Source organism: Pseudomonas sp. RA_5y_Pfl1_P24 (assembly GCF_963970945.1).
GTDB classification, from domain to species: Bacteria; Pseudomonadota; Gammaproteobacteria; order Pseudomonadales; family Pseudomonadaceae; genus Aquipseudomonas; species Aquipseudomonas tritici.
Map to the genome: position 1 here is coordinate 378,237 of NZ_CAXAOJ010000005.1, position 14,133 is coordinate 392,369.

Annotated in this window: 18 protein-coding genes and 2 pseudogenes; 17 read left to right on the forward strand and 3 right to left on the reverse strand. The window is 61.2% G+C overall.

The features are described 5' to 3' along the window. Positions 1-17 precede the first annotated feature (17 nt). Entirely contained in the window at positions 18-149 is a 132-nt protein-coding gene (locus AACY30_RS10790; protein WP_339469837.1) for a hypothetical protein, read from the reverse strand. A gap of 137 nt (positions 150-286) precedes the next feature. Between AACY30_RS10790 and AACY30_RS10795 the strand changes: the two genes are divergently transcribed. The 15 genes and pseudogenes from AACY30_RS10795 (at position 287) to madM (ending at position 10,158) form a co-directional block, all read left to right on the forward strand. Next, complete coding sequence (locus AACY30_RS10795) at positions 287-670, forward strand: polymorphic toxin type 44 domain-containing protein (protein ID WP_339415271.1); 384 nt, start codon at positions 287-289, stop codon at positions 668-670. Beyond that, complete coding sequence (locus AACY30_RS10800; protein ID WP_339540281.1) at positions 648-1,067, forward strand: hypothetical protein; 420 nt, start codon at positions 648-650, stop codon at positions 1,065-1,067. Before AACY30_RS10795 ends, AACY30_RS10800 begins: the two co-directional genes overlap by 23 nt. Before the next feature lie 329 nt (positions 1,068-1,396). Beyond that, positions 1,397-1,636, forward strand: a complete 240-nt coding sequence (locus AACY30_RS10805; protein WP_339415273.1) for a DUF6124 family protein — start codon at positions 1,397-1,399, stop codon at positions 1,634-1,636. A gap of 36 nt (positions 1,637-1,672) precedes the next feature. After that, positions 1,673-1,798: pseudogene (locus tag AACY30_RS10810) on the forward strand (transcriptional regulator); the annotation flags it as partial. Continuing rightward, a pseudogene (locus tag AACY30_RS10815) lies at positions 1,761-1,988 on the forward strand (hypothetical protein); the annotation flags it as partial. The pseudogenes AACY30_RS10810 and AACY30_RS10815, both read left to right, overlap by 38 nt. Before the next feature lie 206 nt (positions 1,989-2,194). Next, entirely contained in the window at positions 2,195-2,917 is a 723-nt protein-coding gene (locus AACY30_RS10820; protein WP_339540282.1) for a hypothetical protein, read from the forward strand. Between the two features lie 119 nt (positions 2,918-3,036). Beyond that, positions 3,037-4,707, forward strand: coding sequence for a malonate decarboxylase subunit alpha (gene mdcA / locus AACY30_RS10825; RefSeq protein ID WP_339540283.1), 1,671 nt, complete (start codon positions 3,037-3,039; stop codon positions 4,705-4,707). Further along, on the forward strand, positions 4,708-5,541 hold the full coding sequence (locus AACY30_RS10830) for a triphosphoribosyl-dephospho-CoA synthase (protein ID WP_339469692.1): 834 nt from the start codon (positions 4,708-4,710) through the stop codon (positions 5,539-5,541). It abuts the gene before it with no gap. Then, entirely contained in the window at positions 5,541-5,840 is a 300-nt protein-coding gene (locus tag AACY30_RS10835; protein ID WP_339415277.1) for a malonate decarboxylase subunit delta, read from the forward strand. Before AACY30_RS10830 ends, AACY30_RS10835 begins: the two co-directional genes overlap by 1 nt. Then, on the forward strand, positions 5,833-6,675 hold the full coding sequence (locus AACY30_RS10840) for a biotin-independent malonate decarboxylase subunit beta (RefSeq protein ID WP_339415278.1): 843 nt from the start codon (positions 5,833-5,835) through the stop codon (positions 6,673-6,675). Before AACY30_RS10835 ends, AACY30_RS10840 begins: the two co-directional genes overlap by 8 nt. Next, entirely contained in the window at positions 6,672-7,442 is a 771-nt protein-coding gene (gene mdcE, locus AACY30_RS10845) for a biotin-independent malonate decarboxylase subunit gamma (protein ID WP_339469695.1), read from the forward strand. The genes AACY30_RS10840 and mdcE overlap by 4 nt, the downstream gene beginning before the upstream one ends. Beyond that, on the forward strand, positions 7,436-8,032 hold the full coding sequence (locus AACY30_RS10850; protein WP_339469697.1) for a malonate decarboxylase holo-ACP synthase: 597 nt from the start codon (positions 7,436-7,438) through the stop codon (positions 8,030-8,032). The genes mdcE and AACY30_RS10850 overlap by 7 nt, the downstream gene beginning before the upstream one ends. Further along, positions 8,029-8,928: a malonate decarboxylase subunit epsilon gene (gene mdcH, locus AACY30_RS10855; protein WP_339469698.1), complete on the forward strand. Its 900-nt coding sequence runs from the start codon at positions 8,029-8,031 to the stop codon at positions 8,926-8,928. Before AACY30_RS10850 ends, mdcH begins: the two co-directional genes overlap by 4 nt. Before the next feature lie 67 nt (positions 8,929-8,995). Continuing rightward, positions 8,996-9,388 carry a malonate transporter subunit MadL gene (gene madL, locus AACY30_RS10860; RefSeq protein ID WP_339438194.1) on the forward strand — a complete coding sequence of 131 codons (393 nt, stop codon included), beginning with the start codon at positions 8,996-8,998 and terminating at the stop codon, positions 9,386-9,388. A 5-nt stretch (positions 9,389-9,393) separates the two neighbouring features. After that, on the forward strand, positions 9,394-10,158 hold the full coding sequence (gene madM / locus AACY30_RS10865) for a malonate transporter subunit MadM (protein ID WP_049713463.1): 765 nt from the start codon (positions 9,394-9,396) through the stop codon (positions 10,156-10,158). Here madM and AACY30_RS10870 read toward each other — a convergent pair. Next, the gene (locus AACY30_RS10870) at positions 10,136-11,068 is read right to left on the reverse strand and encodes a LysR family transcriptional regulator (protein ID WP_049711133.1); all 933 of its coding nucleotides are present in this window, start codon (positions 11,066-11,068) and stop codon (positions 10,136-10,138) included. The two genes, madM and AACY30_RS10870, sit on opposite strands and share 23 nt — an antisense overlap. A gap of 145 nt (positions 11,069-11,213) precedes the next feature. Between AACY30_RS10870 and trhA the strand changes: the two genes are divergently transcribed. Next, positions 11,214-11,831 carry a PAQR family membrane homeostasis protein TrhA gene (gene trhA, locus AACY30_RS10875; protein WP_339469699.1) on the forward strand — a complete coding sequence of 206 codons (618 nt, stop codon included), beginning with the start codon at positions 11,214-11,216 and terminating at the stop codon, positions 11,829-11,831. Between the two features lie 42 nt (positions 11,832-11,873). Here trhA and AACY30_RS10880 read toward each other — a convergent pair whose 3' ends face one another. Continuing rightward, positions 11,874-12,776 (reverse strand): LysR family transcriptional regulator, encoded by a 903-nt coding sequence (locus tag AACY30_RS10880; RefSeq protein ID WP_339469701.1) that lies wholly within the window; start codon positions 12,774-12,776, stop codon positions 11,874-11,876. A 108-nt stretch (positions 12,777-12,884) separates the two neighbouring features. Here AACY30_RS10880 and AACY30_RS10885 point away from each other — a divergent pair, with 108 nt between their 5' ends. After that, positions 12,885-14,108 carry a D-amino acid dehydrogenase gene (locus AACY30_RS10885; protein WP_339469702.1) on the forward strand — a complete coding sequence of 408 codons (1,224 nt, stop codon included), beginning with the start codon at positions 12,885-12,887 and terminating at the stop codon, positions 14,106-14,108. The last annotated feature ends 25 nt before the right edge of the window (positions 14,109-14,133 follow it).

Consider the following 14,133-nt stretch of genomic DNA (forward strand, 5'->3'; position numbering starts at 1 on the left):
CGATAGCGGGGTGTCACTCACACATAAGCCAACTGACCCACCGCCATCGCAGGCAAGCCAGCTCCCACGCTGAGCACAATCCGCGCAAACCGCTCAATCACTGGCTGCTCCCGATGCTCGGCCTGCCATAAGTCATAGGCACTTTGCATCGACAACCATTACTGGGCGATATGTCGGAATAGGATGGAGTTACTGTAAGCGAGTTCTGAGTTTGGAATAGGCGGGTTTTCAGGCCGCAGTGGAGTGGCTAGTTTCTGCACTCCTCACTGCCAGCAAGGATTCGCAAATGGCCGTACCGTTAATGCCGCCGGGTGTTTCACTTCTCGAAAATATGGCGACAGCCAAGTGCAAGGGCACTCATCTCCAGTCAGGCTCCGCATTCGCTTATTCCTGGTTTTACTCACAGGTCAGGGCTGCCGGCCCATGGAACTACAAGAAGCGAGGGCGTCAGTACGAAGCTTTTGGTAACTTCAATTACGGTGCTACAGGCACGGTGCTGGGCATTCCCGAGCATGTTCTGTTACGGGCAGCAGGTGTCGCTCAAACATTCGCAAAAACCACCAAGCCGGAATTTGGCTCATGGTGGGGCGGTGACCCTTTTGGCGATGATCCTCGAGATCAATATTGGATAAGGAGAGGTATCGAGTATGCAATTTCTCAGGGCTACTAAGAGCCTCTTGCCGGTCCTGCGCAACTGCCTGCTGGTGGCCTGCCTGATTTATATCGGGGGCAATTGGATCATTTCATCCGGTACCCCGGATTTGGACGAAGTGGTTTTGAAACACTCCTTAGGCAACGGCAGCTCAATTTATGGAGCACGTGACGGTCAGGGCGGCGCGACAGTGGGGTTTTCCTACAGGTACTACGTTTATAAGGACTTAGGTAGTGATCGGGAAATACTGACAGCGCTGGTTTCGGCACATCCCTTTTTGAAAACCAAAGAGCCTGATGTCCAAGTGACTCGGGTGGATGGCGTCATCCACCTCATTGTCCGTGGGGAGGTTTATGAGTACCGCAGCTATCCGCTTGAAGGTTTGGGGGCTGTGAGCATCGACATGAAGTTGTAGGCCGGCCGGCTTCGGATTTTTCCCGCAAGATTTTGGGCAGTGCATGAACTTGTCGCGTGCAGCCAGCGCGCCTAGTCTTCGTCCCGTCATCGCAAAAAACGGTGACACGGACGTGCAAGTCCGGTTACATGTCGGCGCACCTGCGCCCATAGCCATTCAACGGGCGTTTTTTATGCCTGCTGTATTTGTTATGGCGGCTGTGCGTGGGAGATCCCTTGGGGTCTGCCGGGGTCCGATATGCCCGGTCTTGCACACCCGCGTACAGCTGCCACCTTATTCGCGTGCAAGTGAAAGAGGGCAGTATCCATCACATATCGGAGCTGTAAATCATGGTCAAACCTACCCCCAATCCGCCCCTTTTCACCGTAACCCCCCACCAAGACACCGAAACCCTGCTGGTTAACGCCAGCGAGACCCTGTCCTCCCTGAGCGCACTCACCTGCAACTTGGCCTTCGACCTGGACACCTCCCAGCGCGCAATCATGCTCGGAATCCAGCAAATGGCAGCGTTGGGGCAGTTGTTGGTTGATAGAGCGTTGGAGCACGTCAGCCCATCGCCGGAATCTTAAAGCGGTCTCACTGATCGTTAACAAGCGCCACCGAGCAAATGGAATGCCGGGAACAGTTTTGTGCAGCGGGTCGTGCAGCAGGACAAGATCAATCTGATTGGGGGCAACCCATTGGAACCCACGGATGGACAGCAAGGCAAACCTGGAGAATCTGCAACGTAGCGGCGGCTTGAAGGCTGAGCCGCCGGATCGCAAAGAGTGTGATGGGCTGATGCGTTCAGCCCGGGATCGGTTGAAGGATGCCGGCAATCCACAGTGATCATTCGCCAGTCGTTTTGACCTGGCTGACAACGCTGCTCATGCTATCGCCCTTACGGCCTTGCGCTTGCAAGGGTATCGCTCGGACAAACGTTGCCAGTTGATTGACAGCACGACCACACTGCAGGGAAACGTGGAGGACCTGTTGGCCAGCTATCAGTGAGAATGAATCGGTCAGAACGTTGGAGGGGGCGTCCTGGGGAATTGCGGCGAGTCGCGGATCACTTGCTCGCCCCATCGTAAAGATCCTCGCCCCACTGCCGATAGCCAATGGAGTTTTTCGACAGAAGTATCGACGCAATGTGGCTTTTGGATGGGTTTGCCTGGCTCTATAACCTCAACCGTTTTACCGGCACGCTGCTGATGTGGTTTGGCGTGCTGGTGTTCACTGCGGTGGTAACCATGAACGTGCAGTCCAACCGCGGGAAGCTGTGGGGCTTTATGATTGCCACCGCAGGCGCGGTGTTTATTCTGGTGTACCTCGAAAGCCTCAAGCTGATCGGTGCCGATAAGGCAATCAAAGGCGTTGTGAGCAATTTCGTGGTCATGACCCTGGGCGGTCTCGGGTCGGGTCTGCTGGCGGTGGCGATTTCCCAAGGACCCACACCAGAAGAGGATAAACAGGCTCGTGGGTTTATCCGTGATCGTCTGCTGGATGCGCTTGAGTACGCTTTTGTGTATGTCGCGATCTGCTCGTTCACCCTGTTCGCGGTCTGCCTGCCGCTCAACCTGCTGGGGTGGCCTCCGCTCGGCGAGCATGACCTGCTGAGCCTGCTGATTGTGTGTCTGGGCGCATTGTTGGGTTACGCGATAGCGTCCCGCCCCAGTCGCTTGAGAAACTGGGAGCAAGTGGGTGCTTGCGCGCTGGTGGCGTTGCTCGTGCTGCTGTTACCGGTTTACGCGCAGGCGCTGTCAGGGCTGTGGGATTGGAGTTGGGCGGCCGTGTCGGGGTTGCACGCTTTTGCGGCGTTGGCGTTTTTCAGGACCCTATGGTTCCATCGCAGCGAATGGCGCAGGGTCTGAACGCCCGTGTTGATTGGGTCATCATTAACCCAGGCGTAACAGTCCAACGTCCAGCTTGATTGATGGCCCCCTCGATCGCTCCTAAGGTAAGCCCACGACAGCAAATCCGTGGAGCGACCATGACAACAACAATAACCCCCGACTCGCGCTGGACGCGGCGGCGCGACGAGAAGCAGCGGCGGCTCGGGCTGGTCAAAAAGTACGCAGACGGGGCCGTGCTGCCCAGCGACAAGATCGTGGAGGCGCTCGAAGCGCTGATCCTCCCCGGCGACCGTGTCGTGCTGGAAGGCAACAACCAAAAGCAAGCCGACTTCCTCTCGCGCTCCCTTGCCAAGGCCGATCCCGCCAAACTCCACGATTTGCACATGATCATGCCCAGTGTCGGCCGTTCCGAGCACCTGGACCTGTTTGAAAAGGGTATCGCTCGCAAGCTCGATTTCTCCTTCGCCGGCACCCAATCCCTGCGCATCAGCCAGTTGCTGGAAGACGGCTTGCTGGAAATCGGCGCGATCCACACTTACATCGAACTCTACGCACGGCTGGTGGTGGACCTGATCCCCAACGTGGTGCTCTCCGCCGGTTTCATGGCCGACCGCGCCGGCAATATCTACACGGGCGCCAGCACCGAAGACACCCCGGCGTTGATTGAACCCGCTGCCTTTAGCGATGGCATTGTCATCGTGCAGGTCAACCAGTTGGTCGACGACGTCACCGACTTGCCCCGTGTCGATATCCCGGCGAGCTGGGTGGATTTTGTGGTGGTGGCCGACAAACCCTTCTACATCGAGCCTTTGTTCACCCGCGACCCGCGCCATATCAAGCCGGTCCACGTACTGATGGCGATGATGGCGATCCGCGGCATCTACGAAAAACACAATGTGCAGTCGCTCAACCATGGCATCGGCTTCAACACCGCCGCCATCGAATTGATCTTGCCCACCTACGGCGAATCACTCGGCCTGAAGGGCAAGATCTGCCGCAACTGGACCCTCAACCCGCACCCAACCCTGATCCCCGCCATCGAAAGCGGCTGGGTAGAAAGCGTGCATTGCTTCGGCACCGAACTGGGCATGGAGAACTACATCGCCGCACGGCCAGACATTTTCTTCACTGGCCGCGACGGCTCGATGCGCTCCAACCGGATGTTCTGCCAGTTGGCGGGCCAGTACGCGGTGGACCTGTTTATCGGCGCCACCCTGCAAGTCGACGGTGACGGCCATTCCTCTACCGTGACCCGTGGCCGTCTCGCCGGTTTTGGTGGCGCGCCGAACATGGGCCACGACCCGCGCGGCCGCCGCCATGGCACGCCAGCCTGGCTCGATATGCGCCACGGCGACGCCCCCGAAGCGTTGCTCGAACGTGGCAAAAAGCTTGTCGTGCAAATGGTCGAGACCTTTCAGGAAGGCGGTAAACCGACCTTCGTCGACACCCTCGACGCGGTGGAAGTGGCGCGCAAAAGCGGGATGCCGCTGGCACCGATCATGATCTACGGCGACGACGTGACTCACCTGCTCACCGAAGAAGGCATCGCCTACCTGTACAAGGCACGGTCCCTTGAGGAGCGCCAGGCGATGATCGCCGCCGTCGCCGGGGTGACCGCCATTGGCATGCGCCACAACCCCAAGGACACCGCACGCATGCGCCGCGAAGGCTTGATCGCCTTGCCCGAAGACTTAGGCATCCGTCGCACCGACGCCACCCGCGAGTTGCTGGCCGCCAAAAGCGTGGCTGACTTGGTGGAGTGGTCCGGTGGCCTGTACAACCCGCCCGCCAAGTTCAGGAGCTGGTAAATGCGCGCCCTCAAACTGCATGAACTGAGCCTGGCTGAACGCCTGGCGGATATGGCCGTCGATGCGCTGATTGATGAGGCTGACTTGTCGCCAAAACCTGCGTTGGTCGACCGGCGTGGCAACGGCGCCCACAGCGATTTGCACTTGGGCCTGATGCATGCTTCGGCGCTGTCGCTGTGGCCGATGTTCAAGGAAATGGCGCAAGCGGCTATCGAATTCGGTGAGGTCGGTTTGCCCCTGCGCGAAGCGCTCGGGCGCATTGGCCGTGAAGGCGAGTTGGCGATGCTCGCTACCACCGACGGCGTGAATACCCATCGTGGTGCGATCTGGGCCCTTGGCTTGCTGACCGCAGCGGCAGCCCTGCAACCACGCTCCATAACGCTGACCGCAGCCAGATTAGCCTTGCTCAACGACCGCTTCGCGCCCCAGCCCATGAGCCACGGCGCCCAGGTAGCCCAACGCTACGGCGCACGCGGCGCCCGCGAGGAAGCGCAACTTGGATTCCCTTCCGTGATGCAACGTGGCCTGCCGCAACTGCGCAAAAGCCGCCAGCAAAATACCGGCGAACAGAACGCTCGCCTGGATGCGTTGCTCGCGATCATGACTGACCTGGCCGACACCTGTGTGCTCTACCGCGCGGGTATCGAGGGGCTGAACGCCATGCAAAAAGGCGCTCAAGCGGTGTTGGACGCCGGTGGCAGCGCAAGCCTCGCTGGGCGTCGCAGCTTGCACGAACTGGACAACCAGTTGCTGGCCCTGAATGCCTCCCCCGGTGGTGCTGCTGACCTGTTGGCCGCCTGCCTGTTTATCGATCGCCTCGACGGAGCGTTGTGATGGAAACCTTATCCTTTGAATTCCCCGCCGGGCAGCCGCCAAAAGGCCGCGCGCTGGTGGGTTGTGTCGGCTCGGGCGACCTGGAAGTGCTGCTGGAACCAGGCACGCCGGGCACGCTGACCATCCAGGTGCAGACCTCGGTGAATGGCGCCGAGCACCGCTGGCAGCATCTGTTCGAACGCATCTTCCAGGAGCAGACGCCACCGGCGTTGAAGATTGATATCCACGATTTCGGCGCGACCCCTGGCGTGGTGCGTTTGCGTCTGGAACAAGGCTTTGAGGAGGTGGGTCATGACTGACTTGCTCGCTAAACACAGCTTTGTTGAATTGGGTGCGCGGCAGCGGGCGAAGGCGCTGCTGGATGCAGGTTCCTATCGTGAATTGATCGATCCGTTCCAGCGCGTTATGTCGCCGTGGCTCAGCCGTCAAGGCGTGGTGCCGCAAGCCGATGACGGCGTGGTGATCGCCAAGGGCAGCATCGCTGGCTTGCCTGTGGTGATCGCGGCGATTGAGGGCAATTTCCAGGGCGGCAGCCTGGGTGAAGTCGGCGGTGCAAAAATCGCCGGCGCTCTGGAGCTGGCGGCTGAAGACAATCGCAAGGGCATTCCCACCCGCGCAGTTCTGCTGCTGGAGACCGGTGGCGTGCGCTTGCAGGAGGCCAACCTGGGCCTGGCGGCGATTGCGGATATCCATGCAGCGATCGTCGATCTGCGCCAATACCAGCCGGTAATCGGCGTGGTGGCGGGCAGTGTCGGTTGCTTTGGCGGTATGTCGATTGCGGCCGGGCTGTGCAGTTACCTCGTTGTCACCCGTGAAGCGCGCCTGGGCCTGAATGGCCCGCAAGTGATCGAGCAGGAAGCCGGCCTGGAAGAATACGACTCCCGCGACCGGCCTTTCATCTGGAGCCTTACCGGCGGTGAGCAGCGCTTCAACAGCGGCCTGGCCGACCGTTATGTGGCAGACGATGTGGCGCAGATTCAGCAGACCGTCAGCGCACTGCTGCAACAAGGCCTGCCCGCCCGGCAACGCAGCCGTCAGGCCGACTATTACCTGGCGCGCCTGGCCGAATTGGATACCACGCCGCAAATCGAACCGGCGACGGTGCGCGAGCTGTATCAAGGAGAACGCTCATGAGAGGCTTGCAGTGGTTCAATGCATTGAGCGTCGGCGCGACGCCTGTTGCGGGTTTGCCGGATTCTCTGAAAGTGGCCGACGGCGTAGTGGGCGAACACGCCGTGCGATTTCTGGCCGTGGTCACCGACGAACACAATCGCTTCCCCCGCGCACGCAGTGGCGAAGTCGGGTTGCTGGAAGGTTGGGGGCTCGCTAAAGCGGTGGATGAAGCCATCGAGAAGGGCGACAAGCGCCCGCTGATCGCTATCGTCGATGTGCCGAGCCAAGCCTACGGCCGTCGCGAAGAAGCCCTCGGCATCCACCAGGCCCTGGCCGCCGCCGCCGACAGCTACGCCCGCGCCCGACTGGCCGGGCATCCGGTGATTGCGCTGCTGGTGGGCAAGGCGATGTCCGGAGCATTCCTCGCGCACGGCTATCAGGCCAACCGCCTGATCGCCCTGCGCGACCCCGGTGTGATGGTGCACGCCATGGGCAAGGCCTCGGCGGCGCGGGTGACCCTGCGCAGTGTCGAAGAACTGGAAGCCCTGGCCGCCAGCGTACCGCCGATGGCGTATGACATCGACAGTTATGCCAGCCTTGGTTTGTTGTGGGAGACCTTGTCGGTCAGCCAGATTGAACAGCCCACGTCGGAGGACGTGGCGCGGGTCAGCGATTGCCTGGTGAGTGCGATCAAGGCTATCGGGGGGAGTGATTTGAGCGGGCGTCTCGGTGCAACCAATCGCGCTGCGTCCAGCCATGTTCGGCAACTGCTGCGGGAACAATGGTGAACGCGCACGACCTGCTCTGGGGCATGACCCCGGCCCACCTGCCCGCTGATGCACCGGCCTGGGCGGTGGAGGTGATCGGCGCCGGTCACCCGGTGGTGGTGCGTCGCGCCATTACCCAGCCGGGCCTGGTTGCAGTGGGTGTGCGCGGGCGTGTGCGTGAGCAGCGGCTTGCCGCCGAGATGCCCATCGCTGCGCTGCAGCGGCGCGTAGTTCCGGAAGCTTTGTGCGGCGTGGTGTCGCCACGGAACTTGCCCGCATTGCGAGCACTTGCGTCGCTGCAGACGGTACTGGCGAACGAAACCTGGGGCGTCACTGGCAGCGCAGGTTTCGAACTGGCCACGGGTATTGAAGCGCTGCATGCCCTGAGCGACCTGGATTTGATTTTGCGCACGCCCGAGCCATTGGCGCGAGGTGATGCTGAGGATCTGCTGGCGATTCTCGACACTGCGGAGTGTGCCGTGGACCTGCAACTGCAAACCCCTTTCGGTGCAGTCGCCTTGCGCGAATGGGCGAGCGGGTCGCGCCGTGTGCTGCTCAAAACCGTCAGCGGTGCGCACCTCGTGCTTGATCCATGGCAGGCCGTGGCATGAGCAGCCTTCTCGTGTTCCCCGGCCAGGGCGCCCAACGCCCAGGCATGCTCCAGGCGTTGCCGGCCGCTGTGTTGGAGCAAGCCAGCGATGCCTTGGGTGAGGACGTTCGCGCCTTGGATTCGGCGCAAGCCCTGGCGAATACCCGCGCCGTTCAGCTTTGCCTGTTGATCGCTGGCGTGGCCTATGCGCGCCTGCTGCAACACACCCCGGATTATGTCGCGGGCCTGTCTATCGGTGCCTATCCGGCGGCGGTGATCGCAGGCGCGCTGGACTTCAGCGACGCAATCAAACTGGTCAGCCTGCGCGGTGAGCTGATGCAAAACGCTTATCCACAGGGCTACGGAATGACCGCCCTGATTGGCCCGGAGTTTTCCACAGTCGACCATCTGTTGGCCGATATCCACAGCCCCGAAACCCCGGTGTACCTGGCCAATATCAACGCCGACAACCAAACCGTGATCGCTGGGAGCGACGACGCCATGAAGCAGGTCGCCAGCCGCATTAAAGGCAACGGCATCGCCAAACGCCTGGCCGTCAGTGTGCCGTCGCATTGCGCGTTGCTGGAGCAACCGGCCCGGGTACTGGCCGAGGCATTCGTTACGCTCAAGGCGCCACGCATCACCTACCTGAGCAGCACCCGCGCGCGGCCTATCCACAACCCGGAACAGCTACGCGATGACCTGGCCTTCAATATGTGCCGCGTCGTCGACTGGCGCGGCACCGTGCAAAGCGCCTATGAGCGCGGCGTACGCCTGCAGATCGAACTGCCCCCGGGCGCCGTGCTCACCGGCTTGTCGCGCCGCGTGTTTGAACAAGGCACGGTGATCGCCTATGAAGGCGCCCGCCTGGATACCTTGCAAGCCTTGCTGCAAGAGGAGGAACGCCGCCACCGATAAAGCACCACCCAAGGCTGTCGAAGCACAAAAACAACAATTTCGATCGAGCACTTTGAGGACAACAACAATGATTATTTACGGTGTGGCGTTTTTGGCGCTCTGTACGTTGGCCGGCCTGTTCGTCGGTGAACTGCTGGGCAAATGGATGGGCATTCCGGCCAACGTCGGCGGGGTGGGTATCGCCATGTTGCTGTTGATCGGGCTGGGCAGTTACCTCGCCAAGCGCGGCTTGTTTACCGGTAAATCGGAGCAGGGCGTGAGCTTCTGGGCGGCCATTTATATCCCGATCGTGGTGGCCATGGCTGCCCAGCAAAACGTCTACGGTGCAATCAGTGGCGGCCCAATGGCGATTCTGGCTGGGACATTCGCGGTGGTGCTGGGCTTTGCCCTGGTGCCAGTGCTGATGCGTATCGGCAACCGTGAGCCAAGCGCGGTTGTCCCCACCAAAGAAGCCGGGTGATTGCCATGTACGAATCGATGATGAAAGTGATCACTGGCTACGGCCTGATCAGTGGCTTTGCGGTAATCGGGCTGACCATGTGGGTCTCTTACTGGATCTCCGACACCTTCACCAAAGGCCGCCTGCACGGCTCGGCCATCGCTATTTTGTTGGGGCTGGTGCTGTCTTACGTGGGCGGTGCGTTTACCGGTGGCTCCAAGGGGGTGGTGGATATTCCGTTGTTGTCGGGTATTGGCCTGCTGGGCGGGGCGATGCTGCGCGACTTTGCCATTGTTGCCACGGCGTTTGGCGTGAGTGTCGATGAGCTGAAACGGGCAGGATACGTCGGGGTATTGGCGTTGTTCGTGGGCGTGGGATCATCGTTCATCGCGGGCGTCGGGGTGGCCATGGCGTTTGGCTACACCGATGCCGTGAGCCTGACCACCATCGGCGCCGGCGCCGTGACGTACATTGTCGGCCCGGTGACCGGTGCGGCGATTGGCGCCAGTTCCGAAGTGATGGCGCTGTCGATTGCCGCCGGGTTGATCAAGGCCATTCTGGTGATGGTGATGACGCCGTTCGTTGCCCCGCTTATCGGCCTGAATAATCCGCGCAGCGCGGTGATTTTCGGCGGGCTCATGGGCACCTCCAGTGGTGTGGCTGGCGGCTTGGCGGCAACCGACCCGAAACTGGTGCCTTACGGTTGCCTGACCGCGGCGTTTTATACCGCGTTGGGCTGTTTGTTGGGGCCTTCGCTGTTGTTTCTGATCATGCGCGGGTTGGTGGGTTAGCGCCCCGATTGGCATACATCCGACACTCCGCCAACAGCGCGAGCAAGTTAGGGTCGCGCTCCTTGGCCTTCAAGAACACCACGCCAATCTGCTGCTGCAACCGATACCGTGGTTGCAGCGGTATCAGCTTCACGCGGTTCTCATACACCGCCGCAATCCGCCCCGGCAGCAGCGCATAACCCACCCCTGAACTGACCATGCTCAGCAGCGTAAAGATGTCATTCACTTGCATCGCCACCTTTGGCTCGAACCCCGCCTGCTTGAACACCCGGTTGCCGTCCTGATGGGTGGCAAAGCCCTGGGTGAGGGTGATGAACGTGGCGTCGCGTACGTCGGCCAGGTCAATTTCCTGCTCGCGGTCGAACGGTGATTCGGCGGGAGTGGCGAGGAAAATGTCGTCGGTAAACAGCGCGATCTGTTCGCAGTCGGGGTCGTTGGCGTGCTCATCCAGGGAGATGAGGATCGCGTCCACCTCCATGTTCTTGAGCTTGTAGAGCAGGTCGAAGTTGGAGCCCAGGATCAGGTCGATGTTGAGTTCGCTGCGACGGATTTTCAGGCCCATGATCAGCTGTGGCACGGTCTTCACCGTGAGCGAATACAGCGAGCCGAGCTTGAAGCGTTCGGCGGAGAAACCAGCGGCCTCGCGGGTCAGGCGTACACTGTCGACCACATCGGCCACCAGTTTCTGTGCACGCTCTTCCAGTACGTAGGCGCTTTCCAGCGGGGTGAGGTTGCGCCCTTCGTGTTTGAACAGCGGGCAGCGCAGCGCATTTTCCAGGGAGTGGATGGCGCGGTGCACGCTGACGTTACTGGTTTGCAGCTCGGCGGCGGCGCGGGCCAGGTTGCCGGTGCGCATGAACGCCAGGAAGATTTCGAGCTTTTTGAGGGTGAATTCTTCGTCGATCAGCATGGCCGTGGGCTCTTGTTCGAATGCCGACAATTGTGCCCGCAAAACCGCCCGGCGTCGCCGGAACGTCATAAGCCGCTTGCACTCTGATGCGCAAGGCTGGACGCTTGCCTGCCAGTCGTTAACGCTTACGGGAGGGCAGTGACAGATGTACCACGGGGAACGATTCAACGCCTGGAGCCATTTGCTCGGTGCAGTCGCGGCGTTTGTAGGCGCAGTGTGGATGTTGGTGGTGGCGAGCCTGGATGGCAGCCCCTGGAAGATCGTCAGCGTGGCAATTTATGGTTTTACGCTGCTGGTGTTGTACAGCGCGTCCACCGTGTATCACAGCGTGCAGGGCCGCCGTAAAGAAATCATGCAGAAGGTTGATCACTTTTCGATCTACCTGTTGATCGCCGGCAGTTACACGCCGTTTTGTCTGGTGACCTTGAGAGGGCCGTGGGGCTGGACGTTGTTCGGCATCGTGTGGGGGCTGGCGGTGATCGGCATCCTGCAAGAGATCAAGCCGCGCTCCGAGGCGCGCGTCCTGTCGATCGTGATTTATGCGGTGATGGGCTGGATCGTGCTGGTGGCGGTCAAGCCGCTGATCGCCGCGCTGGGCACGGCAGGGTTTACCTGGCTGGCGGCGGGTGGGGTGCTGTACACCGTCGGCATCATATTTTTTGCCTTGGAGGACCGCCTGCGGCACTCCCATGGGATCTGGCATTTGTTTGTGATTGGCGGCAGCCTGCTGCACTTTGTGGCGATCATGCATTACGTGCTCTAACAGACAACACGTTTGATCCTCGTTGTTTTGAAAATCCGATTTTCACAGCCGTTCCAGCAGCTCTCGGGCGCGGTGGCCGAAAATCTCCAGCAGATTAGCCAGCATATGCGGCGGCGGTTCATCGGCGCGGGTCAGGGCGTACAGCGTGATCGGCAGCGGCGGAGTGAGCGTGCGGATGCAGGTGGTGGCGGTCGAAGCACCGAGCGCGGTGAAGGGGTCGATCACCGTGAGGCCGGCGCCGGATTCCACCATCGCACGGGCCAACGAGTAGGTTTGTACGGAGATCGTCACTCTTGGCGGCGGGTCGACGTTTTCCAGGTAGCTGTCGAGTTTTGCCGCCAGCGGGTCGGCGCTGGAAAGACCTATCAGCGGCGTGCCCGCCAGATCAGCCAGGGGCAGCGGGCTGCTCAGCTCGGCATCAGACCAATAGCCTTTGGACGCCAAGGCCACCAACACCCCGTTGGCCAGCACTTGCGTGGTCAGCCCTGGATGGCCAGAGAAGTTGAGCGTCAGCGCCAAGTCAATCTCACGCATCAGCAGCTTCTGCACCAGCTCGCGGCTGTGGTCGCTGGACAACTCGCAGGCCATGTCCGGGTAGTCGCGTTTCCACTCCAGGATTGCTGGCGGCAGCAGTGACAGGGCCAGCGCCGGGATCGCGCCGATGCGCACACTCTGGCCCGGTTCACGGCGCAAACTCTTGGCCAGGCGCCGTACGCCTTGCAGGCTTTCGGTGACTTTCTCCACTTCGCTTTCCAGCGCCAGGGCTTCCGGCGTGGGCTGCAACTTGCCGCGCACGCGCAGAAACAGCGGGAAGCCCAGTTGTAATTCGGCGTGCTGCAACACCTTGGTCACCGCCGGTTGTGACACATGCAGCAGTTGCGCGGCGGCGCTGACGGAGCCGGTCTGGCGGATGGCCTGGAAGATTTCGATATGACGCAGGCGCATGGCAGGTCCATAACCTTTGTTTATAGGTGACCCATCTTTATTCATTGTCGGTGGCCTGTCACCTGCCCCTAGGCTTGAGGCCTCTTGATTAAACGGCGGGCGGCGGGAATGGTGCACATTATTGGGGGTGGGGTGATTGGTCTGGCCAGTGCGTATGCGCTGGTGCGCGCGGGCCACGAGGTGACGGTGATCGACGCGCGCGAGACCCTGGGCAGTGAAACCAGTTTTGCCAATGGCGGGCAATTGTCCTATCGCTACGTGGCGCCGCTGGCCGATGCCGGCGTGCCGCGTCAGGCCATCGGTTGGCTGTTGCGCGGTGACTCGCCGTTAACGCTGCGCCCACGCCTCGACCCTCAGCAATGGCGCTGGATGGCCGCGTTCCTCGGCGCCTGTCGTAGCTCGGTGAACAAACGCAATGCCGCCCACCTGCTGCGACTTGCCTCCCTGAGCCAGGACACGTTGCAGCAGTGGCGCGAGGATGATCACCTGGACGGCTTCCACTGGCGGCGCAACGGCAAACTGCTCACCTTCCGTAAACCCAACTCCTTTGCGCATGCCCGCAGCAAGGTCACCGATATCCTTCAGCAGCAGGTGCTGTCGGCCGCCGATTGCGCACGCCTGGAGCCGGCGCTGGCGGGCGGTGGTTTTGTCGGTGGCATCTACACGCCGAATGAGGAGGTGGCTGATTGTCATGCGTTCTGCCAGCGCTTGGCGGCGCGGCTTGAAGCGTCCGGCCGCTGCCGCTTTTTGCTGGGGCGCAAGGTCACTGGCATTCGCCACGCTGGCGGTGTGGTGCAGGCTATCGAACTGGGCTCAGAGGTGATGCCGGTCGAGCATCTGGTACTCGCGGCCGGGTATCGCAGCGCGGAGTTGGGTGTGCCGCTGCCGCTTTACCCGCTCAAGGGTTACAGCCTTAGTGTGCCGATTGGCGCGCAGCACCAGGCGCCGAAGGTGAGTATCACCGACTACGACCGAAAGATCGTCTATGCGCGCCTCGGCGAACAACTGCGGGTGGCGGCCATGGTGGATATCGTCGGCTTCGACGCCAGCCTTGAACCCAAGCGCCTGGCGCTGATGAAACGCCAGGCGCTGGAGACATTTCCTTTGGCGGGCGATTACGCCGATGCGGTGGAATGGGCTGGTATGCGCCCGGCCACCCCGACGGGCGTGCCGCTGATTGGGGCCAGTGTCTATCCCAACCTGTGGCTGAACCTGGGCCACGGTGCACTTGGCTTTACCCTGGCGTGCGGCAGCGGCCAGCTGCTGGCTGAGTTGATCGGGCAACACGCGCCTTCTATTGATATGCAGGGCCTTGCGCCCCAGGCTGCTTGAATGTTCACAACCCCAAGACCAACGG